Source organism: Kitasatospora sp. NPDC023118 (genome assembly GCF_055560875.1).
Genome location: NZ_JBVHHW010000015.1, coordinates 139,888 through 161,031, shown reverse-complemented (window position 1 = coordinate 161,031; position 21,144 = coordinate 139,888). Strand labels below are relative to the sequence as shown.

The following is a 21,144-nucleotide window of genomic DNA, read 5'->3' as shown; positions in this document are numbered from 1 at the left end:
CTATTTGCGGAGGTACGGTGCGAAATGCTCGCGGCATGACCGGTCTGCTGGCCGTGGGGGTCCTCGCGGCCCTCGCCCTGGCCACAGGAGGCCCCGACTCCCAGGACAGACCCACCGCCGCCGGTACCACTCCCGCGAGCCCCGACCCCAGCCCGACCACCAATGACACCCCCACCCCCAACCCGACCCCGACCCCGACCTGGGACGGTCAGGTCAAGGTCCTCGGTGACGGCTCGACCTCCTACACCGGCCCCCAGCCCAAGCAGCCCACCCCCGAGAAGCTCAAACCGGGCGAGAAGCCGCCGCAGTTCGTCGTCTTCTCCTGGGACGGCGCACTCGAAGGCGACGACCACCTGTTCTCCCGCTTCCGCAAGCTCGGCGCGGAGAACAACGCCCAGATGACCTTCTTCCTCTCCGGCATCTACACCGTGCCCAAGTCCAAACGCACCCTCTACCACGCGCCCCAGCACGACCCCGGCGCCGCCTCGATCGACTTCGCCACCGACGCCCACATCAAGGACACCCTGGAGCAGCTGCGCCTGGCCTGGCAGGACGGCAACGAGATCGGCACCCACTTCAACGGGCACTTCTGCGGCCCCAAGGGCGGTGGCGACTGGAGCACCGAGGAGTGGAAGAGCGAACTCGACCAGGCCGTCTCCTTCGTGACCAGCTGGAAGACCAACACCGGCTACAAGGACCTCCCGCCCCTCCCCTTCGACTACACCAAGGAGCTGGTCGGCGGCCGCGCTCCCTGCCTGGAGGGCCAGAAGAACCTGCTCGCCGCCGAAAAAGCGACGGGTTTCCGCTACGACGCCAGCTCGCCGGGCGAGTTCCAGGTCTGGCCCGTCAAGAAGCAGGACATGTGGAACTTCCCGCTGCAGATGCTGCCCTTCCCCGCCAGGCAGACCCAGGGCCTCTCGATGGACTTCAACTTCCTCGCCGGCCAGTCCGGGAGCACCACCAAGGGTGACCCGAAGAAGTACGCCGCCTGGGAGAAGGAGGCCCGGGAGAGCTACCTCGCCGGCTTCGAGCGGGTCTACAACGGCAGCCGGGCCCCGCTCTTCATCGGCAACCACTTCGAGGACTGGAACGGCGGCATCTACATGCAGGCCATCGAGGACGTGATGAAGAGCGTCTGCAAGCGGGACGGCGTCCGCTGCGTCTCCTTCCGCCAGGTGGCCGACTGGCTGGACGCCCAGGACCCGAAGGTGCTCGACAAACTGCGCCAGCTGGACCCTGGGCAGCCGGGCGACTGGTCACGCCTGGTCAAGTGACCGTCGCGGTTGCGGACCCCCGCCGTACGGGGGGAACCAAAGGCGGCCATCCGGGCATCCATTAACCTGTTGACCCCAAAAGCGGTCAAACGGAAACGGGGAGGTCTGATGGCGGACGGGTTCAAGGTCGACCTGGATTCGCTCGACAAGGCGGCCTCGGGCATCACCGACACCCTGGCGAAGCTTCAGTTCAAGAAGGTCAGCGACCTCGACCACAAGAAGGAGGACGTCGGTCACGACCATCTGGCCGACGTCCTCGGGCACTTCTTGACCCGCTGGGAGATCGGTGTGGAGAACCTCGGCAAGGACGCCGCCCAGGTCTCCCAGCGCCTCAACGCGAGCGTGAAGGCCTACGGAAAGCTCGACGGGCAGATCGCCGGGCACCTGCACGGCACGCTCAGCCGTGACAGCGGCGACCCGGGGGTGAAGTAGTGGCGAAGGAACTCGGAGAGACGTCCGACCCGAAGGAGCTCATACCGGGCGACCCGGACGCGATCGGGTCGACCGCCGCCTGGCTGAAGAGCTACGGCGACACCCTGCACTCGACCGGTGAGGGGCTCAAGCGGATCGACACCACCGACGGGTGGTCGGGGAAGGCCGGCGACGCGTTCCGGGCCGCCTTCAAGGGCGAGCCCCAGAAGTGGCTGGAGGCCGGCGACTGCTTCCATGACGCCGCCACCGCGCTGACCACCTACAAGTCGACCCTGGAGTGGGCCCAGGGGCAGGCCAAGGACGCGATCCGGCAGTGGGGCGAAGCCCAGGCCGCGACCGACAAGGCCAAGACCGAGCACGACGCGCAGGAGAAGAGCGAAGGCCACAAGCTGCCGTTCACCGATCCCGGCGACGGCACCCGGACCACCGCCCAGCACACCCTGAGCAACGCGCGGAGCCAGCTCAAGACCGCGGGCGACACCGCGGCCGACGCGGTGGCCAAGGGCCGTGACAAGGCCCCTGAGGAGCCGGGCTGGCTGGACAAGGTGGGCGACTTCTTCTCCGACGCCGGGAACTTCCTCGAGGACGTCGGCAAGACCGCCGTCGCGGACCTGGCCTCCGTCGGCAACGCGATGATCCACGACCCCGGCTCCGTCCTGGAGATCGCGGGCGGCCTCGGTCTCGCGACGCTCGGCGCCGGCGGCGAGATCCTGGGCGTCGGCCTGGACCTCACCGGTGTCGGCGCGGCCATCGGAGTGCCCGTCAACATCGCCTCCGCCGGCGTCATCGCCACCGGCCTCGGCATGGCCGGGCTCGGCGCGGCCAACATCGCCCAGGACGCGGCAGGGCCCGACCGGGTCCAGATGGAGGGCAACGGCGGGGGCGGCGGAAGCAGCTCACCGGACATGCGGACCCAGCCCTCCAAGCCGGCCGACCCCAACGCCAGCCCCGAGGGACGCGTCACCAACATCCCCAAGAACGCGGATCCGACGACCGTGCGCGCGTTCACCCGGGAGAACGAGTCGGCCGACATCCTCGCGAAGAACGGCTACAAGGTCGAGCAGAACCCCGACGTCCCCGGCACGACCAAGAACCCCGACTACCGTGTCGAGGGCGAGGTGATGGACTGCTACGCGCCCACCGCGAAGAACCCCCGCTCCATCGCCACCGGCATCCAGAAGAAAGTCGACGAAGGGCAGGCGGACCGTATCGTTCTGAACCTGTCCGACAGCGACGTCGACGTGGGCGCCATGCGCAAGCAGCTGAACGACTGGCCGATCGACGGACTGAAGGAGGTCACCGTGATCGACAAGGCCGGCAAGGTGATCTCCCTCTACCCGTAGCAGAACAGAAAGACGGACATGGCAATCTCCTACAGCCTTGAGCTGGTGACCCCGTGGTCCACGGCCCAGGTCGCCCAGACGCTCGCCGACGTCGCCCGGTCCCTGCGGCTCGTCGACGACTCGGCGACCGCCGACGCACTGCTCGACGACGGCGTGCTGACGGTGTACGGCACCTGGCTCCGCGTGGCCGCGCGCAAGCCCACCCCGTGGGGGGACCCGGAGATCGGCGGCCGGGTCTTCACCCCGACCGTCTCGGTCGTGTTCCGGCTGGGCAAGGACGCCGACGTCTCCGGCCAGCAGGACGACATGACCCGCCTCGCCGACGGCCTGCTGGCGCAGGTGCCCGGCGACGCGGTCCTGCACCTCGACTACGAGGACGTCTGGATGGTGCGCCAGGACGGCGAGTTGTCCCTCAGCGAGCGCTCCGACTTCTGGCCGCCGAACCGCCTCGCCGGCATCTCGGGGCCCTACCGCCGCCGGAACCACGAGTTCGTCGACGAGGAGTGAGCAGTGCGCGAGGGCCCGGGAGCGTAGCCTGCTCCCGGGGCCGCTCGGCGAGCTCGTTCACCCGGCGGGCGGGCAGCGCAGTGCTGATCAGCCGGCCGCAATCGCTGGACCCACGCGCGGGAAGCCCGCCCCCAGGCTTTCGACATTGCCTTCGACGGCCGACTCTTCAACGGTCGCCGGTAACTCACACCGCACGAGTTACACCACTGGCTGTACAGGTCCCGTTGGGGACTGGCTGGTCGTGTTCGGGCTGGTCGTGGACGAGCCACTCGTGTTCGGGCCGGTCGTGTTCGGGCCACTCGTGTTCGGGCTGGTCGTGTTCGGGCCGGTCGTGGACGAGCCACTCGTGTTCGGGCCGGTCGTGTTCGGGCCACTCGTGTTCGGGCTGTTCGTGTTCGGGCCACTCGTGTTCGGGCTGTTCGTGTTCGGGCTGTTCGTGTTCGGGCTGGTCGTAGGAGCGCACGAACCGCAGCTCGGAGATGGTGTCTCCGTCGGCCCCGGATAGTACGGGTGCTCGGGAATCGGGTTAGAGGGTAGGGCGGGTCCGACCGCACCGCCAATGAGAGCGGCTATTTCACTCGTGTATCCGTCTTTTGTCCCCTGCAATACCCCGCTTTGATAGTTGTAGCTCGGGTCATTGCCCGACACCGTGGGGTGCTTCATAAATGTGCGGTTCATTTGGCCGTGCTTGAAGTCGGTAGTGGCCGTCTGCTTGCCGAGTTGCAAGCCAAGATTATAGCCGGCGTCATAGCTATTCGGTTGAGGCGGGTTTGACTGCTCGACGTACCGGGGGGCACTCAACCCGGCCGGAGCAGCGTCTGCAAGGGCCGTTCCACCGCTTCCCAGAAGCGTCACAACCCCCATCAGGGCGGCGGCGGTCAGACCGCTCGCCCGCCGCATTCCTGGGTGCCGTATGGGTTTGCCGTTCATTTCAGATACCTTATCCGTTGATCCTTCTACCTTTTCCTCCCTTGCTCTCCAACAACGGTAGCCCGAATGTATCGATACCAACAGGGCTGATGGCCCGCCCAGCTTTTAGCCGGACGGGTCGGCGTCTGTACTTTCGCATAAAAGCTGCAATATCTGCCGGCGGCGGCTGGCGACCGTGACGCCCCGCGCTGACGGTGCGGTCATGTGGGCTGGAGAGGGTGGCCAGCCCGCGAGCGGTCGCCGTGCCGGGCTTACAGAGTCGATCGAAGCGACGCAGAACCGGCCCGTCCTTCAAGGGCGGGCCGACTGGCCGGCCGCTTTCATGTACGAGGTCCAGATCCGCATCGGCAGCTCGGAGTCCGGGGTGCCCGGGGAAGCCCCGCCGACGCCCTCCAGGGAGAGCAGCTTCATGTCCTTCAGGTCCGCCCGGAACACCGTGACCGCCGTGGCCAACTGCCCGTTGTAGCCGACCGACCACCCCGCCGTACGGTCCACCGTGGTGCCGGGCTTCGCCGCCACCTCCGGCCCGGCCTCCGCCGCGGACCGCGCGCTCCCGCCGCGGACGGCGCCCTTGAGCGCCGCGTCCACCTCCCTCGCGGCCGCCGCGCTCAACGCCTGGACGGCGGTCGGCAGCCGCAGCGTCAGCGGCTCGCCGTTGCGGGTGATCCGCAGCACCGAGTACGGGTCGGTGTGGCTGCCCCGGGCGGCGAAGGCGGCGTAGGCGTCGGCGGCCCTGATCGCGCTCGGCGTGGAGTTCCCCACCCCGAAGGCCGGCACCAACTCGCCCATGCTGCTCGGCAGCAGGCCCAGGTCCGCGGCGGTCTGCTGCACCTTGTCCAGGCCGACGTCCATGGCGAGCTGCATCATCGGCCCGTTGACGGACTGCTCGACGGCGCTTCGCAGGCTCGTCGGACCCCAGCTGCGCTTGCCGTCGTTGGCGGTCTTCACGATCTTCCCGTCCCGCCCCCAGTACGGGCCCTCCGGGGTCATCACGTTCACCCCGTTGTCGCCGTCGTAGCTGGTGGTGGGCGCGACCGGGGTGCGGGTGCCGCCCCGCTCGCGCTGCACGCCCTGGCTGAGCCCGGCCGCGTACACCAGCGGGGTGAAGGCCGAACCGATCGGCACCGTCGAGGTGTTGGCGTTGTTGAAGCCCTGCTTCCGGTAGTCGGGGCCGCCGTAGAGCGCGACGACCCGCCCGTCCAGGGCCACCGAGGCGGCGCCGACCTTCAGCAGCTTGTCGACCTCCCGGCCGCCCGGGTCGACGCCCTTGGTGGCCTCCTGCACCGACGCTGCCAGGGCGTCGACCTTCGGCTTCTCGAAGGTGGTGTGGATCTGGTAGCCGCCGAGGTCGAACTGGGCCTGGGTGATGTCGCTGTGGCCCTCCACGTACGTCCTGGCCATGTCCACCAGGTACCCGACCTGGCCGCTCAGACCCGCCGCCTTCGGCTGCGGCCGTGGTTCGGGGAACACCGTGTACCCCGCCCGCTCGGCGGCGGAGAGCTTGCCGACCTCCACCATCCGGTCCAGGATCCAGGACCACCGTTCCTCGGCCCGCTGGTGGTTGTCCGCGCTGAGCGCCGGATCGTACTGCCCGGCGCCCTTCAACAGGGCCGCCAGGAAGGCCCCTTCGCTCGGGTTCAGCTGCGAGACGTCCTTGCCGTAGTACGCCGCCGCGGCCCGCTCGATGCCGTAACTGCCGCGCCCGAACCAACTGGTGTTCAGATAGCCGGCCAGGATGTCCCGCTTGCTCATCCGCTCGTCCAGCTTGATCGCGATGACGACCTCGCTGAGCTTGCGGGACATGTCCTGATGCTGGTTCAGGTAGGTGTTCTTGACGTACTGCTGGGTGATGGTCGAGCCGCCCTGGGTGTCGCCGCCCGTGGCCATCGCGTAGATCGCCCGGCCGATGCCCTTGAGGGAGATCCCCGGATCCGAGTAGAAGGTCTCGTTCTCGGCGGACAGCACCGCCCACTGCACCGACTCCGGCACCCGGTCGAGCGGCACCTCCTGACGGTTGGTCTCACCGATCCGGGCCATCTCGGTGCCGTCCGCCCAGTAGTAGACGTTGCTCTGCTGGGTGGCGAAGGCGTTCAGGTCCTCCGGCACCTGAGTGGTCGCGTAGAACCAGGCCGCCAGGCCCGTCAGCGCCACCGCCCCGGCCCCGGACACCAGGAGCAGCTGCCGCCAGGACGGAAGCCAGCGGCGGACCCCGCGCCGGCCTCTGCGCGGATAGTCGATCCGCCGCAGCGGACGCCATCGTCGGCGTCCGGGCTTCGCCTCCTCGGCTTCCCCACCCTGGTGTGCACGCATCCGGTCTCCGATCTCGTGGGACAAACCCCTCCACTCGGATAGACGCGTTTCGAGCCGTCCCACGGCAGCCCGAAACCGGTGTGATCATGGTCATATCGCGTAGGACCGCCCTACGAGAGCCGTACGCCGCGTCGCCGTCGACGGCGCCTGGCCTCACCACCACTCCCCGCGACCGCCAGAATGGCGCCATGAGGTTGATCCACACGCTGCTCGGCGTGCTCGTCCTGCTGACGGTCGTCGGCAGCATCCTGCGCACCCTGGTCGTCCCGCGCGGGCTCTACTCGGCCCTGGGCTACCGGCTCTGGGCGGTACTGCGCACAGCGCTGCGGCTCTGGGCCACGCCGTTCGGCAGCTACCGGGCGCAGGACCGCGCACTGACCTGGCTGGCGCCGCTCGTGCTGCTCGGCATGCTCGGGGTGTGGCTCAGCGGGATGCTGCTCGCCTACACGCTGCTGCTGCACGGCACGTCCGAACTCAACTGGTCGACCTCGATCCGGGAGGCCGGGTCCAGCCTCTTCACCCTCGGCTATGCCAGCGGCGAGAGGCTGCAGCTGTCCGCGATCGACTTCGTGGCCGCCGCCAGCGGCCCGCTGGTGATCGCCCTGCAGATCGCCTACCTGCCGACCATCTACGCCGCCTACCAGCGCCGCGAGACCGAGGTGACGCTGTTGCAGTCCCGGGCCGGCGAGCCCGCCTGGGGCCCGGAACTGCTGGCCCGCCAGTCCCTGGTGGACACCGAGACGGCGCTCCCCCAGCTCTACCGGGACTGGGAACGGCTGGCCGCCGACATCGGCGAGAGTCACTCCAACTACCCGGTGCTGCTCTCCTTCCGCTCGCCCAGGCCCAACCGCAGCTGGGTGGTCGGCCTGATCGCGGTGATGGACGCCGCCGCCCTCCACCTCGCGCTCTGCCCGCGCTCCGCCCCGGCCGAGGCCCGGCTGGTGATCCGGGCCGGCTTCACCGCGATGCGCGACATCGCCCTCGCGCTGCGCGTCGACTTCGACCCGGACCCGGACCCGGAGGAGACCCCGATCCGCCTCACCTACGCCGAGTACCTGGGCGCGGTCGCCATGATCACCGCCGCCGGCTTCCCCCGCGAACGCCCGGTCGAGGACGCCTGGCCGCACTTCCACGGCTGGCGGGTCAACTACGAGGCCCTGGCCTACGAACTGGCCCGCCGCAGCGACGCCGTCCCAGCCCTGTGGACCGGCCCCCGCGACTTCCACGCCCCGGTCATCCCCCCGGCCCGCCCCACCGACCGCCGCCCGAACGCCGCCAGGCCCTCCCTGCCGCCGGCCTGACGGGCCGGGTCGTCGCCGCCCACGGGCGGGGTTCCACCGGCGGGGCGGATGGAACGTGACCGAACCGTGCTGGTCGAGGTGGGGACAATCGAGAACGTCCCGCCGGGCCGAGCTCTCCACCCGCACCAGCTCTGACCGGCTGTCCGGCCCGGGAGCGGCCTCAGACCGCCACCGGGCCGCCGTCGGCCAGTGAGCGTTCCGCGCCGGCCAGGATCTCGACCACCCGCAGGCCGAAGTCCGCCCCGCAGGGGTGCGGCTCGCCGGAGGCGGCGGCGGACTGCAGGGCGTCCAGGGCGCGGTGCAGGGCGACCGTCGGGCCCTCGCCGCGCTCGGGCAGGTGCGCAACGCCGTGCTCGCCGCGCAGTTCCATCGCGACGCCGCCGCCCGCCATCGGGGCGGTCAGGCTGAGCGCGAGGGTGCTGGAGGCGCCGCCGGCGTGCCGCAGCACCAGGTGGACGGTGTCCAGCGGCCCGGCGACCGCCGTGACCTCAGTCGCGTCGCCCAGCACCGGCAGCAGGACGGACAGCGCGTGCGGGCCGACGTCCCACAGCGAGCCCTTCTCCCGGCGCCACGGCGAGGCCGCGTACGGGCTGGTGCTGCCCGGGGCGAACACCGAGCCGAGCCAGTCCGAGCGGCCGGTGAACCAGCCACCCAGCTCGGCCTGGCGCTCGATCCACGGGATCTGCTCGCCGCCGAAGCGCACCGTGAAGAAGACCACCGAGGCGACCTCGTGCTCGCGCACCGCCTCAGCCACCGCCCGGGCGTCGGGCACGGTGAACGCGACCGGCTTGTCCAGCAGCAGGTGGCAGCCGGCCTCGGCGGCCCGCACCGCCAGGCCGGCCTGGATGGACGGGGGCAGCGCGATGGAGACCGCGTCCACCTCGGCGAGCAGCCGGTCGAGGTCGGCGTACCCGGGCACGCCGTGCGCCGCGCCCAGCGCCTCGGCGGCCTCCGCCCGGCGGCCCCAGACGCCGGTGAACTCCAGCCCGGGGTGCTCGGCCAGTACGGGCGCGTGCACCCGCTCCGCCCAGGTGCCGGTGCCCAGCAGTCCGATCCGCACGATGTCTCCGTTCGTTCTGATTCTCGTTCAGCATGCAGGCGGACGTTCAGCCCTGCACGCGGGCGTTCAGCCCTGCACGCGGGCCAGCGTGAAGCCGTCGTAGCCCTTGCTGCCGACCGTCTGCACCGAGGTCGCGGTGACTCTCGGCTCGGCCGCGATCAGCTCGTGCAGGGCGCGGGTGGCGACGACCGCCGGGTCGGTGCTGGCGGCGTCGGCGATCGCACCGCCGCGCACCACGTTGTCGACGATGATCAGCGAGCCCGGCCGGGTCAGCTGGAGGGCCCGGCGGAAGTACTCGGGGTTGCTCGGCTTGTCCGCGTCGATGAAGACCAGGTCGAAGGGCTCCTCGCCCTGCTCGACCAGTGCCGCCAGCGAGTCGGCGGCCCGGCCGAGCCGCACCTCGGCGACCTTCTCCAGCCCGGCGCGGGCCAGGTTGTCGCGCGCCACCTCGGCGTGCTTGGGGTCCAGCTCCAGGGAGATCAGCGTGCCGTCCGCGGGCAGCGCCCGGGCCAGCCAGATCGTGCTGTAGCCGCCGAGCGTGCCGACCTCCAGGATCCGGCGCGCGCCCTGGGCCAGCGCCAGCAGGTGCAGCAGCTTGCCCTGATTGGGAGCCACCGCGATCCTCGGGAGCCCGGCCGCGTCGGCGGCGGCGGTCGCGGCCTCCAGCGCCGGGTCGTGCCCGACCAACTGCTCGGAGAAGTAGGCGTCCACGGCGTCCCACGTGGACTGCTGCGTCGGCTGCGTCATCGGGCCCTCCAGTGGTGCAAGACCGGCAGGTTCCCGCCGATGCTAACCCGGGGGCCCGACAACGCCGGGACGACGACCGACTACGTTCCGTTACTCCGCGACGGGAGCCTTGACGGCCCGTGCCGCCTCGGCGGTCCCCGCGCCCTCCGCGGCCTTGGCCGCCTCCTCCGCCTCGATCCTGGCGTGGGTCTTGGCGGCCCGGCGCTTCATCACCCAGGCCGAGGCGGCGCCGACCAGGACCGCCGCCGCCAGGCCCGCCCAGGAGAACCGGGAGAGCCACGGCTCGATGGCCTTGCCCACCTTGAAGACCAGCAGCGTCGTACCGCCGGCCCAGATCACGCCGCCCAGCACGTTGGCGATCAGGAACTTCCAGTACGGCATCTTCAGCGCGCCCGCCAGCGGACCGGCGAAGATGCGCAGCAGGGCGATGAAGCGGCCGAAGAAGACCGCCCACATGCCCCACTTGTGGAAGGAGCGCTCGGCGGTGGCCAGGTGTGAAGGCCCGAAGTGCTTGGGGAACCTGCGTCCCAGCTTCTCGAAGAGCGGCTTGCCCCCCTTGCGGCCGATCGAGTAGCCGATCGAGTCGCCGATGACCGCGCCCGCGATCGCACAGGCCGCGATCCCCCACGGGCTCACCACGCCCTTGACCGCCATCAGGGACGCCGTGACGAGCGCGATCTCGCCGGGCAGCGGGATGCCCAGCGATTCGATCCCGATGATCAGGCCGATCAGGGCGTACACCGCGGTCGGTGGAACGCTCTCGATCCAGGCGTCGATGTGCAAGGCCAGTACCTCCGTGGCAGGTCGGGACCGGTCCCGGCCCTCACAGGAGCCGCACGCCGTCCCGGCGGTTGTCCGATGGCGGCACCAGGCCGCTCCCCCGAGTCCCCCTCGGGCGCAGCCTAACGTGCCGGACGGCCCGTCCCCCCGACCGATCACCAGTCGTTAGGACGTGCGTCCCGGGGCCATGGTTCCAGCCTGACCAGCATTTCCTCAAGATTCGGCAAAACGCAGTGCGACCACCGACGGCCGCTGCTTGATCCAGCGCGCGAACGGCAGCAGGGCGCGCACCAGCCCGCGCCCGCCCTCCGGGTACACCTCGCGCACCCCGGTGACCGCCGGGTGCGCATCGGCCAGCTTGCCGAGCTCGTCCGCGTCCATGCCGAAGGGCATCGGCGGCGCCTGGTAGTACCGGTCCCGCAGCTTGCCCCGGACGGCCCGCTCGCTGAACCAGCGCGGCACCGCGTCCAGCACCATCGAGGCGCCCGGGAACCGCTCGGCGCAGGCCGCGATCAGCTCCCGGACCTCGCTCGGCTTGAGGTACATCAGCAGCCCCTCGGTGTTGATCAGCACACCGAGGCCCGGATCCACCTCGTCCATCCAGCGCGGGTCGGTGGCCGAGCAGGCGAGGATCCGGCGCCGCCCGTCCGGCGGGAGCAGCCGCTCCCGCAGCCCCGCCGTCTCCGGCAGGTCCACCGACAGCCAGCTGGCCCGCCCGTTGTCCACCCGCCAGGACTGGGTCTCCAGCCCGTCCCCCAGCCCGACCACGGTGCCGCGCGGGTTCCGGGCCAGGAAGTCCGCCACCTCCCGGTCGAAGCAGGCCGCCCGCAGCCCCTGCAACTGGCTGACCAGCGCGCGCTGCCCGAACCGCTCCGCGAAGGGGAAGTCGATCCGGTCCACCAGCTCGACCGCCACCGGGTCCGGCAGCACGGTGTCCGGCCGCCGGGCCTCCACCGCCCGGTGCCACAGCGTCCACAGCGCCGTCTCCGGCACCTGCCCCAACTCGGGCCGCTCCGCGCCGCTCATCGCTCACTCCCTCGGACGTGCACCACACTCCGGCATGAACCCGCCGATTCTGCCACCCCGGGCGCGGCGGGTGCGGGGGCGACGCGCGGCGCGGCCCTCGCCTCAGCCGACACCCGGGCCGATGCGCCCGCAGGTGCAGCAGCCCAGGCGCGAGCCCACGCCTCAGCCGATGCTGAAGGCGCCGTCCGGCGGGGGCGGGGAGTCGGTGGCGTCCGCGTCCGTGACCGGGGCGGCACGACCGACCAGGGCGGACAGCTCCTCGCCCTCGGTGAGGCGGGCCGGGAAGATGTCGCCCGCCAGCAGCCGGCTCAGCTCCGTCACCGGCAGCGGCGCCGTCGAACCGGCCAGCAGGATGTTGCCGTACCGGCGCCCGCGCAGCACCGGGGCCTCCGCGACCAGGCAGACGTACGGGAACACCGCCCGCACCGTCGCCGCCTGCGCCCTGGCGAAGGCCAGCGGCGGACCGTCCGCCAGGTTGGCGGCGTAGCAGCCGCCCTCGCGCAGCGCGCTCGCGGCCAGCCGCAGGAACTCCACCGAGGTCAGGTGCGCCGGGGTACGGGAACCGTGGAAGACGTCCGCGATCACCAGGTCCTGGCTGCCCGCCGGGGTCGCGGCCAGCGCCTCCCGGGCGTCGCCGACCGTCGCGGTGATGTCCGCCCCGGGCCCCTGCCAGGGCAGGTGCTCGGCGACCAGTTCCAGCAGCGGCCCGTCCACCTCCACCACCCGCTGCCGCGAACCGGGCCTGGTCGCGGCCAGGTAGCGCGGCAGCGTCAGCGCGCCCCCGCCGAGGTGCAGCACATCCAGCGGCCGCCCGGCGGGCGCGAGGGCGTCGGCGAGGTGGCCGAGCCTGCGGGTGTACTCGAACTCCAGGTGCGTCGGATCGGCGAGGTCGACGTACGACTGCGGAGTGCCGTCCAGGGTGAGCAGCCAGCCGCCGTCCCGGTCGATGTCCGGCATCAGCTTCGCGAAGCCGAGGTCGGTCCGCCGCCCGACCGGCACCGGCTCCTCCGTCACGCGTTCTCCCCCACCGGTCGCACGTCCAGGTACGCGGCCAGCCAGCGGTCCAACTCGGCGAACGCCTGGATACGGGCCGCCTCACCGGAAAGCACCAGGTCGTGCATGCCGCCCTTGATCCGCACGATCGTCACGTGCGAGCCCAGTCGCGGCCCCTGCGCGGCGATGTCGTCGGCGCGCAGCACGGCGTCGGCGTGGTGCAGGGCGTTGTGCCACTTGGTGGTGGAGATCGACCGCGTCGAGGCCATCAGCAGCACCGGCACATCGATCCCGAGCCCGTACCGCAGCTGCCGGTGCCCCTGGTGGATCGCCGACAGCCAGCCCGCGAACAGCGGGAAGCCCTCCGCCGGCTTCAGCGTCAGGTCGAAGTCCCACTCGCCCTTGTGGTCCTTGTGCAGGCTGTGGGTGTAGTGCGGGTTCAGCGAGGACGGCAGGATGCGGGTCGGCGCCAGCTTCCCGATCGCCGTCACCACCGGGCCCCCGGCGGTGCGGACGGCCTGCCCGGCCGGCATCGACAGGAACGGACTGTTCAGGAACAGCCCGTCCACCACCCCCCGGCCCGCCCGCCGGCCCGCCCACAACGCGGCCACCAGCCCGCCGGTGGAGTGCCCGTTCACCAGCAGCTGCCGGTGCCCGTCCGCCTCCCGGATGATCCGCACCGCCTCGTCGATCTCCTCGTCGTACTCGGCGAGGTCCCGGACGAAGTTCGGCGACTGGTGCGCTCGCAGGGAGCGGCCGTACTTGCGCAGGTCGAGGGCGTAGAAGGAGAAGCCGAGGTCGGTGTAGTGGTCCGCCAGATTGGTCTGGAAGAAGTAGTCGTTGTACCCGTGGATGTACAGGACGGCCCGGTCCGCCCCGGGCACCACCCGGCGAACCAGGGTCGCGCAGACGGCGCCCTCGTCATCGGGCCGCAGCGTCAGCTCGGCCGCCTCGTAGGGGGCACCGAGGATGTCTTCCCGAAACTCCATCTGCCCTGAACCCGTCCCTCTGCTCCGCCCGCCCGTTACGGCAGGTGACCACCCGTTCCGAGCCACGACGATACCGGCCGGTAGGGGCGGAGCGCTCGGTGGAAGGGTCCAGCACGATCCCGCTCTCAGTCCCGCGCCTCCTGACCGCTTCTCGTGCGCCTGCTGTGCGCCGGTGGTCATGTGGAACGCTTCCCGGACGGACGAGGCGAGTTGGGGAGTCTGCATGCAGCACGGGCATACCGATCCGTCGCTCTACCGGTCGGCCGCGGAGGCGATCGCCGCGCCGCCGGAAACGTTGGCGTACGTGGCCGGCTTCGACCGGTCGGCGCGGCAGCCGGATGCGTTGCTGACCGTCGACACGGATCCGGAGTCGGCGAGCTACGGGAAGGTGCTCAACTTCGCTGAACTGCCCACGGTGGGTGATGAGCTGCACCACTTCGGGTGGAACGCCTGCTCCAGTGCGCTCGCGCACGCCTGCCACGAGAACCCGGAGCGGCGGTTCCTTCTCCTCCCCGGGCTTCGGTCGTCGCGGCTGCATGTGATGGACACCCGGCCGGACCCGGTCCGTCCACGCCTGGTCAAGACCGTCGAGGCGAAGGAACTGGCCGCCATGGCGGGCTATTCGCGCCCCCACACCCTGCACTGCGGCCCGGACGGCGTGTTCCTGTCCTGCCTCGGTTCCGCCGAGGGCACCGACGGGCCGGGCGGGGTGGCGCTGCTCGACCACAGCACCTTCGAGGTGCTCCGCCCGTGGGAGACCGAGCGCGGTCCGCAGCACTTCGCGTACGACGTCTGGTGGCACCTCGGCACCGATGTCGGGGTGACCAGCGAGTGGGGCACCCCGTGGATGGTGGAGGACGGGGTGCTGCCCGAGCAGTTGTCGGCCCGCAAGTACGGGCACGCGCTGCACTTCTGGGAGTTGAGCACCGGGCGGCACCTGCAGCGGATCGATCTCGGGGACCAGTACCAGATGGTGCTGGAGCTGCGTCCCGCGCACGATCCGCAGGCGGAGTGGGGGTTCGCCGGGGTGGTGACGAATGTCGAGGACCTCTCCTCCTCGGTGTGGCTCTGGTACCGGGAGGGGCCGGCGTTCACCGCGCGCAAGGTGATCGAGATTCCCGCCGAGCCGGCCAGGGCGGAGGAACTGCCGTCCGCGTTGCGGCCGTTCGGGGCCGTGCCGCCGCTGGTGACGGACATCAACCTGTCGGTGGACGACCGCTGGCTGTACGTGTCGGCCTGGGGCACCGGCGAGTTGTTCCAGTACGACGTCTCGGACCCGTTCCACCCCCGGCTGGCCTCCTCCGTCCGGCTCGGCGGGGTGGTGGCCCGCACTCCGCACCCGGCGGAGCCGGGGCGGCCGTTGAGCGGGGCTCCGCAGATGGTGGAGATCAGCCGGGACGGGCGGCGGCTGTACCTCACCAACTCCCTCTACGGCGCCTGGGACGACCAGTTCTACCCGGACGGCATCGAACCGTGGATGGTCAAGCTGGACGCCGATCCCGAGGCCGGCGGGCTGAGCATCGACGAGCGGTTCTTCCCGCACGGCGACGACTTCCGGGGCCTGCGCGTCCACCAGACGCATCTGGCGGGTGGCGACGCCTCCTCCGACTCCTACTGCTACCGGTAGGCCGGCTACCGGTATGGCACCTGGTCGTACCGGACCTGTGCCGACGGCAGTGCGCCGAGGAAGAGGTGGACCCGGCGGCCGGTCGGGCGGTGGGCGGGCCTGCTGCTCGGTGATCGCCTTCATCGGGGCGAGCCCGCTGCCGCCGGGACCGGTGCGGCGGACGTGGAACTCCAACTCGTTGCCGGCGCGCGGGGCGCAGCCCATCGAGTACTGCCGCCAGGTGTGCGGCAGCGTGGGGTGCTCGACGAACCGGTCGACGAACCACGTCGATCAACCGGTCGAACGCCTACCGGCTCTGCTCGGCGGTCCGCTCAGCCGCGTCCGCGGACTCCGCGCGCAGCTCGGTGGCCGCCCAACTGGCCAGCAGCCGAAGGGACTCGGCGGAGGCGGAGCCCGGTTCGGCGTGGTAGGTGACGAGCACCTGGTCGCCGTCCCCGGCCGGGCGCAGCGTCTCGTACTGCAGGGTGAGCCGGCCGACCACCGGGTGGTGCAGGTGCTTGGTGCCGTGGCCCTTGTCCTGGATCTGGTGGGTGGCCCACAGGCGGCGGAAGTCATCGCTCTTCACGGAGAGTTCGCCGATCAGCGAGGCGAGCCGGGGGTCGTCCGGGTCGCGTCCGGCGTCCAGCCGCAGGATGCCGACCACGTCGGTGGCCTTGGTCTCCCAGTCCTGGTAGAGCTCGCGCGCGGCCGGGTCGAGGAAGACGTGCCAGGCCATGTTGCGCTGCTCGGGCGGCATGGTGGCGAAGTCGCCGAGCAGGGCGGTGCCGAGCCGGTTCCAGGCGATGATGTCCAGCCGCCGCCCGAGCACGTACGCGGGCACGCCCTCCATCGCGTCCAGCAGCTGCTGCAGCGCGGGCCGGACCCGCTGCGGGCGGGCGGCGGCGCGGCCGGCGCGGCGGCGGGCGGGCTTGGTGAGCCGGCCGAGGTGGTCGCGCTCGGCGGGGCTGAGCCGCAGCACCCGGGCGATGGCGTCGAGGACGGCGGCGGAGACGTTCTCGCCGTGGCCCTGTTCGAGCCTGGTGTAGTAGGCGGTGCTGACTCCGGCCAGCTGGGCCAGCTCCTCGCGGCGCAGTCCGGGCACCCGCCGGCGGGTGGTGGTGTCCGGCAGGCCGACGTCCTCGGGCCGCAGCCGGGCGCGGCGGGATCGGAGGAACTCGCTGAGTTCGGTGCGCTGGTCCATGACTGCAGTATGCGGGCGATCCGGCGCGCCCGGGTGCGGGTGAGGGTGATACTGCGGTGCGTAGGTTCCCCGGTCCTACGTTCCGCTTCCCTACGCCCTGCTGTCGTACGCCCCGCCTTCGTACGACGATCTCTGGTCTGGTTGGTCTTCCGGCGCCGCCGCAGTCTTGTGGTCATGACGAACGAGACGAACGAGACCACGCAGAACGCCGCCACCCGCACCGTCGCCGCCTACGCGGCTCAGCAGCCCCACGCCCCGCTGGCGAGGACCACCGTCACCCGCCGGGCCGTCGGCGAGCACGACATCGTGATCGACATCAAGTACTCCGGCATCTGCCACTCGGACATCCACCAGGTCGGCGAGGACTGGGGCACCGGGATCTTCCCGATGGTCCCGGGCCACGAGATCGCCGGCGTGGTCAGCGAGGTCGGCCCGGGCGTCACCCGCTGGAAGGCCGGCGACCGGGTCGGGGTCGGCTGCTTCGTCGACTCCTGCCGGGAGTGCGACAACTGCGAGGCCGGCCTGCAGCAGTACTGCACCGGTGAGGGCGGCGCCGTCTTCACCTACAACGCCATGGGCAAGGACGGCCTGCCGACCTACGGCGGCTACGCCGCGGAGCTGGTGGTGGACGAGGCGTACGCGCTCAGCATCCCCGACAGCCTGCCGCTGGACGCCGCCGCGCCGCTGCTGTGCGCGGGCATCACGCTGTACTCGCCGCTGGCGCACTGGGGCGCCGGCCCCGGCAAGAAGGTCGCGATCGTGGGCCTCGGCGGCCTCGGCCACATGGGCGTGAAGATCGCCCACGCGATGGGCGCGGAGGTCACCGTGCTCAGCCAGTCGCTGCGCAAGCGCGAGGACGGTCTGAAGCTCGGCGCCGACCACTACCGGGCCACCTCCGACCCGGCGACCTTCAGCGAGCTCGCGGGCAGCTTCGACCTGATCGTCAACACGGTCTCCGCCGACCTCGACCTGAGCGCCTACGTGGGCCTGCTGCGCACCGACGGCACCCTGGTGCAGGTCGGCATGCCGGAGAAGCCGCTCACGATGCACCCGTACCCGCTGGCCACCGGGCGCCGCTCGCTGGCCGGTTCGATGATCGGCGGGCTGCCGGAGACCCAGGAGATGCTGGACTTCTGCGGTGAGCACGGCATCGGCGCGGAGATCGAGGTGATCCGGGCCGAGCAGATCAACGAGGCGTACCAGCGGGTGCTGGCCGGCGACGTCCGGTTCCGCTTCGTGATCGACGCCTCGACCATCTGAGCGGCTCGACCGTCCGAGCCTCGACCTTCTGATCAGCCGACCAGTTGATCAGTTGATCAATCGACCGACTGACGCTACGCCCCGCGCCCCGGTGCTCTCCCATCACCAGGGCGCGGGGCGCCGCCGTTGATTCCCTGCCGCGGGTCAGGCCCCCGCCGCCCTGGCCCCGGCCGCCGCCCGGCGCTCCGCGCGCCGGTCCTCCCGTCGCTGTCGCCCACGGCGCAGCGGCTGGTCGGGCAGCCAGCCGAAGGTCAGACAGGCGCCCACCACCCCGAGCAGCATCCCCATCAGGAAGCCGCCCAGGTTGGAGGTCACCCAGCTGGCCAGCGAGGCGAGCACGGCGAGGACGGAGTAGAACAGCCGCTGCGCCGGGTTGAACAGGATCAGCAGGCCGCACAGCACCATCACCACCGGCACCAGGTACCCCGCCAGTCCGGCCATCCCGATGTGCAGGAGGACGGGCAGCGGGGCCCACAGCGTGAACAGGATCTCGGCGCCGCCGAGCGTGACCAGCAGCCCGCCCCAGAACGGTCGCCTGCCCCGCCAGTCACGCTTGACCGGGCCCGGTGGAACGGCGACGGGGGATGTGGCCGCGGCGGGCGCGGCGGCCGTCCCCTCGGCCGCCACCCCCTCGGTCCGCGGCGCGGCGCCCTCGCCGGTTCCGGCCGGCTCCGGTACGGACTCCGTCATGCTCAGCAGCCCTGGGAGCTGAAGCTCAGCCGCAGGTTGGGCAGCTTGAACCCGACGGCGGTGCTCGCGTAGTTGTGCTGCTTGAGGTGGGTCAGCTGGACGGTGTCGGCCTGCTGGCCGAAGACGCCCGGGTTGCCCTTGCCGACCGGGCCGGCCTTGGTGAAGGTGCTGGCGTCGCCGCCGATCTCGATGTTGGTGAACTCCGCGTCGCCGGAGAGCAGATCGGAGTCGGTGGTGAGGTTGGTGGCGGAGACGGGGGTGCCGCCGTCGCCGGCGTGGATCACCAGGTTGATGCCGCCGAGGTCGACGCTCTGGCACAGGTTGGTGATCTCGGCGGTCTTGATCGCCGACACCGCGACCAGTACCTGACCGCCGGTGGAGCCGGCGTTGGGGCTGTCGGGGATCATCGAGTCCAGGGCGCCGAACTGCGCGAAGCCCTTTCCGTCGAGCTTGTCGGCGGTGATCGTGAACGGCATGCCGGAGATGGAGAACTGCGCGGCGAGCACGCCCTGGGCGGTGAGGGTCATCAGGATGCCCCCGACCGCGACGGCCGGTACGGCCATCAGGGCGGAGCGCTTCAGCCGTACCCGGCCTCTTCTGGTCCCGGTCGGCGTCTGCGGGGTTTCCGCCGCGGCGGCGGCGTCCTCGGACATGGCCATGTGTGCTCCCTGTGGGTGGTTGGGTGTGCAGGCACCGGCACGTCGTCCTGGCGCGGACAGCGTCGCGCGTCCCGACCGGGACATCCACCCCTCGGCAGCGGGGCGGGTCCGGTCGGAGCGCGATGAGTAACTGGGAAGCTACTGCCGGGTATTGGCCGGGTCAATAGAAGTGCACGAAGGATCTTCACCAGCATCCGCCCCGAGCCGCCGGGCTGCCTCCGCCGGGCCGAGGAACGGAGCGAGGCAGAACATACTCAACACCGGTAGGAGTTCCGTAAGTTGATCGGTACGGCCGGAGGCGATCCGGCGGTAGACCGCGCTGTAGACGCCACCCACCACGGCGTCCACCATCTCCTCCACCCCGACTCCGTACGGCAGTCGGGGAACATCGGCGAAGAACGCCCGGAACCGGCTGAGGAGTTGGTCGCGCTCACAACGCCCGGCCGGCCCGACCGCCTCGATCTCGATCACCGCCATGGTGGCGAACGACGGTGTCCCGGCCAGGAGTTGGAGCATCGCCCCGAGCGCCTGCCGAATCCCGGTGCACCAGTCGGATTCGGCCGCGAAGGCCGCTGCCATCCGCCGGATCACCACCCCGGTCCCGTACCGGTGCGCGGCCAGGAAGGCGTCCTCCTTGCCGCTGAACAGCTCGTAGAAGACCGGCCTGGTCACCCCGGCCGCGCGACAGATGTCGCTCACCGTCGCGTGCTGGTAGCCGCGCTCGGCGACCGTCCGGACCAGCCCGTCCAGCAGCCGCTCGCGCTGGGTGGCGGCGACCACACCTGCGGGCAGCCGGCGCGGGCCCGGCTTGATCGACCTGGCCGGGTCCCGGCCGGTACGGGCACCCGGCAGCAGGACCACGTCGGCACTCCGACGGTACTTGGGCTCCATCACCAACTCCTGTGTCCTGTATTGACATTGACGGAACACCGGGTTTACAACACTGCCAGGTTTCCAACCGGTGGGTGAGCAGGCCGCCACCGGCCGACCTCCAGGGGCTCCGACTGCCCCGGGCCAGCCGCCCGGGCCACGCGACCACGGCGCACCCGGGCCCGCGGCGGTGGCAGCCGCCGACGTGCACCTCCACAGCACAGCACGCCCGCACCCATCCGGCTCCGTGCCGCTGTGCTCCGAACCGCCGTACGCCGCAAAGCCGCACCTCTGCACACCCGCCGTACCGCACGAGCGGGCCCGTGGCGCCGGGCCCGCCCGTATCGCGGTCCGCCGGAGCCCTCGGCACGCCGTACACCTCCCCCGTCGTGCACACCACCACACCCGCACGCCGGGATTCCCCCACCCGTCCCCGGACGGAGAGAGGCACCCTCATGCACATCCGTCGCACTCTCGCAGCCGCATCCCTCACCGCCCTCGCCCTCACCGGCGCCGCCGTCGCGCCGGCCCAGGCCGACGGCACCGCCGTCCTGACCACCGGCGACGCGTCCGGGCCGGCGGTCTCCGTCGGCGACACCCTGACCGCGAACCTGGCCTCCGGCAGCTACGCCACCTTCTACAACAGCGCCTCCGGGACGAGCGGCATCAAGTGCGCCAGCTCCTCCTTCTCCGCGACCGTGACGTCCAACCCGGCCGCCCCCGGCAGCGCGGTCGAGCAGCTCAACACCCAGACCTTCGGCTCCTGCACCTCCAACGTCTTCGGCGTCACGGGCGTGCGCAGCATCACCGTCACCCACCTGCCGTTCACCAACACGGTCAGCGACGCCCCGGGCAACCCGGTCTCGCTCACCCCCGGAGCAGCCGGCACGATGGGGACCACGGTGGTGCTCAGCACCATCCTGGGCAGCGTCACCTGCGTCTACTCCAACAGCACCGGGATCTCCGGCAGCGCCTCGAACACCGGCAACACCATCGGTTTCTCCGGCCAGCCGTTCGCCCTGGTCTCCGGCCCGGGCCTGTGCTTCTCCACCGGCTACTTCAGCGCCACCTACGGCCCGGTCACCGACACCTCGGTCGCCGGCAGCCCGGTCCTGTACGTCAACTGACGCTCCGGGGCCCGGACAGACGGGAGCGGCGTACGGCGG

General features: G+C 71.3%; 20 protein-coding genes. 8 read left to right on the top strand and 12 right to left on the bottom strand.

Features of this window, described 5'->3' with window-relative positions:
* Positions 1-35 precede the first annotated feature (35 nt).
* The 4 genes from ACZ3UD_RS21120 to ACZ3UD_RS21105 all read left to right on the top strand — a co-directional run bounded on the left by ACZ3UD_RS21120 (position 36) and on the right by ACZ3UD_RS21105 (position 3,556).
* Positions 36-1,274 carry a polysaccharide deacetylase family protein gene (locus tag ACZ3UD_RS21120; RefSeq protein WP_465589637.1) on the top strand — a complete coding sequence of 413 codons (1,239 nt, stop codon included), beginning with the start codon at positions 36-38 and terminating at the stop codon, positions 1,272-1,274.
* A 108-nt stretch (positions 1,275-1,382) separates the two neighbouring features.
* Entirely contained in the window at positions 1,383-1,706 is a 324-nt protein-coding gene (locus ACZ3UD_RS21115) for a hypothetical protein (protein ID WP_465589634.1), read from the top strand.
* A complete protein-coding gene (locus ACZ3UD_RS21110) occupies positions 1,706-3,049 on the top strand; it encodes a putative T7SS-secreted protein (protein WP_465589631.1) in 1,344 nt (447 codons plus the stop codon). The genes ACZ3UD_RS21115 and ACZ3UD_RS21110 overlap by 1 nt, the downstream gene beginning before the upstream one ends.
* An 18-nt stretch (positions 3,050-3,067) precedes the next feature.
* On the top strand, positions 3,068-3,556 hold the full coding sequence (locus tag ACZ3UD_RS21105; RefSeq protein ID WP_465589628.1) for a SitI3 family protein: 489 nt from the start codon (positions 3,068-3,070) through the stop codon (positions 3,554-3,556).
* A 184-nt stretch (positions 3,557-3,740) separates the two neighbouring features.
* Here ACZ3UD_RS21105 and ACZ3UD_RS21100 read toward each other — a convergent pair whose 3' ends face one another.
* On the bottom strand, positions 3,741-4,019 hold the full coding sequence (locus ACZ3UD_RS21100; protein WP_465589625.1) for a hypothetical protein: 279 nt from the start codon (positions 4,017-4,019) through the stop codon (positions 3,741-3,743).
* Between the two features lie 758 nt (positions 4,020-4,777).
* Positions 4,778-6,796, bottom strand: a complete 2,019-nt coding sequence (locus tag ACZ3UD_RS21095) for a transglycosylase domain-containing protein (RefSeq protein WP_465589622.1) — start codon at positions 6,794-6,796, stop codon at positions 4,778-4,780.
* 188 nt (positions 6,797-6,984) lie between these two features.
* Between ACZ3UD_RS21095 and ACZ3UD_RS21090 the strand changes: the two genes are divergently transcribed.
* Entirely contained in the window at positions 6,985-8,097 is a 1,113-nt protein-coding gene (locus ACZ3UD_RS21090; RefSeq protein ID WP_465589619.1) for a hypothetical protein, read from the top strand.
* Between the two features lie 160 nt (positions 8,098-8,257).
* On the opposite strand, the gene ACZ3UD_RS21085 is transcribed toward ACZ3UD_RS21090, so the two are convergent.
* The 6 genes from ACZ3UD_RS21085 to ACZ3UD_RS21060 form a co-directional block, all read right to left on the bottom strand.
* Positions 8,258-9,157: a Gfo/Idh/MocA family protein gene (locus tag ACZ3UD_RS21085; RefSeq protein WP_465589617.1), complete on the bottom strand. Its 900-nt coding sequence runs from the start codon at positions 9,155-9,157 to the stop codon at positions 8,258-8,260.
* Positions 9,158-9,223: 66 nt separating this feature from the next.
* Complete coding sequence (locus tag ACZ3UD_RS21080) at positions 9,224-9,904, bottom strand: O-methyltransferase (RefSeq protein WP_465589614.1); 681 nt, start codon at positions 9,902-9,904, stop codon at positions 9,224-9,226.
* A gap of 90 nt (positions 9,905-9,994) precedes the next feature.
* Positions 9,995-10,687, bottom strand: coding sequence for a DedA family protein (locus ACZ3UD_RS21075; RefSeq protein WP_465589610.1), 693 nt, complete (start codon positions 10,685-10,687; stop codon positions 9,995-9,997).
* 210 nt (positions 10,688-10,897) lie between these two features.
* Entirely contained in the window at positions 10,898-11,710 is an 813-nt protein-coding gene (locus tag ACZ3UD_RS21070; RefSeq protein ID WP_465589608.1) for a class I SAM-dependent methyltransferase, read from the bottom strand.
* Positions 11,711-11,872: 162 nt separating this feature from the next.
* Positions 11,873-12,667: a spermidine synthase gene (locus tag ACZ3UD_RS21065; RefSeq protein ID WP_465589801.1), complete on the bottom strand. Its 795-nt coding sequence runs from the start codon at positions 12,665-12,667 to the stop codon at positions 11,873-11,875.
* A gap of 53 nt (positions 12,668-12,720) precedes the next feature.
* On the bottom strand, positions 12,721-13,692 hold the full coding sequence (locus ACZ3UD_RS21060; RefSeq protein WP_465589605.1) for an alpha/beta hydrolase: 972 nt from the start codon (positions 13,690-13,692) through the stop codon (positions 12,721-12,723).
* 223 nt (positions 13,693-13,915) lie between these two features.
* Between ACZ3UD_RS21060 and ACZ3UD_RS21055 the strand changes: the two genes are divergently transcribed.
* The gene (locus tag ACZ3UD_RS21055; protein WP_465589601.1) at positions 13,916-15,319 is read left to right on the top strand and encodes a selenium-binding protein SBP56-related protein; all 1,404 of its coding nucleotides are present in this window, start codon (positions 13,916-13,918) and stop codon (positions 15,317-15,319) included.
* 286 nt (positions 15,320-15,605) lie between these two features.
* On the opposite strand, the gene ACZ3UD_RS21050 is transcribed toward ACZ3UD_RS21055, so the two are convergent.
* Positions 15,606-16,499 carry a helix-turn-helix domain-containing protein gene (locus ACZ3UD_RS21050; RefSeq protein WP_465589598.1) on the bottom strand — a complete coding sequence of 298 codons (894 nt, stop codon included), beginning with the start codon at positions 16,497-16,499 and terminating at the stop codon, positions 15,606-15,608.
* A gap of 174 nt (positions 16,500-16,673) precedes the next feature.
* Here ACZ3UD_RS21050 and ACZ3UD_RS21045 point away from each other — a divergent pair, with 174 nt between their 5' ends.
* Positions 16,674-17,759 carry an NAD(P)-dependent alcohol dehydrogenase gene (locus ACZ3UD_RS21045; protein ID WP_465589595.1) on the top strand — a complete coding sequence of 362 codons (1,086 nt, stop codon included), beginning with the start codon at positions 16,674-16,676 and terminating at the stop codon, positions 17,757-17,759.
* A 144-nt stretch (positions 17,760-17,903) separates the two neighbouring features.
* On the opposite strand, the gene ACZ3UD_RS21040 is transcribed toward ACZ3UD_RS21045, so the two are convergent.
* The 3 genes from ACZ3UD_RS21040 to ACZ3UD_RS21030 form a co-directional block, all read right to left on the bottom strand.
* Positions 17,904-18,449, bottom strand: coding sequence for a DUF6114 domain-containing protein (locus tag ACZ3UD_RS21040; protein ID WP_465589592.1), 546 nt, complete (start codon positions 18,447-18,449; stop codon positions 17,904-17,906).
* 2 nt (positions 18,450-18,451) lie between these two features.
* Entirely contained in the window at positions 18,452-19,108 is a 657-nt protein-coding gene (locus ACZ3UD_RS21035; RefSeq protein WP_465589590.1) for a DUF6230 family protein, read from the bottom strand.
* Between the two features lie 138 nt (positions 19,109-19,246).
* On the bottom strand, positions 19,247-19,999 hold the full coding sequence (locus ACZ3UD_RS21030) for a TetR/AcrR family transcriptional regulator (RefSeq protein WP_465589587.1): 753 nt from the start codon (positions 19,997-19,999) through the stop codon (positions 19,247-19,249).
* Positions 20,000-20,433: 434 nt separating this feature from the next.
* Here ACZ3UD_RS21030 and ACZ3UD_RS21025 point away from each other — a divergent pair, with 434 nt between their 5' ends.
* Positions 20,434-21,105, top strand: a complete 672-nt coding sequence (locus ACZ3UD_RS21025; RefSeq protein ID WP_465589584.1) for a Tat pathway signal sequence domain protein — start codon at positions 20,434-20,436, stop codon at positions 21,103-21,105.
* Positions 21,106-21,144 lie beyond the last annotated feature (39 nt).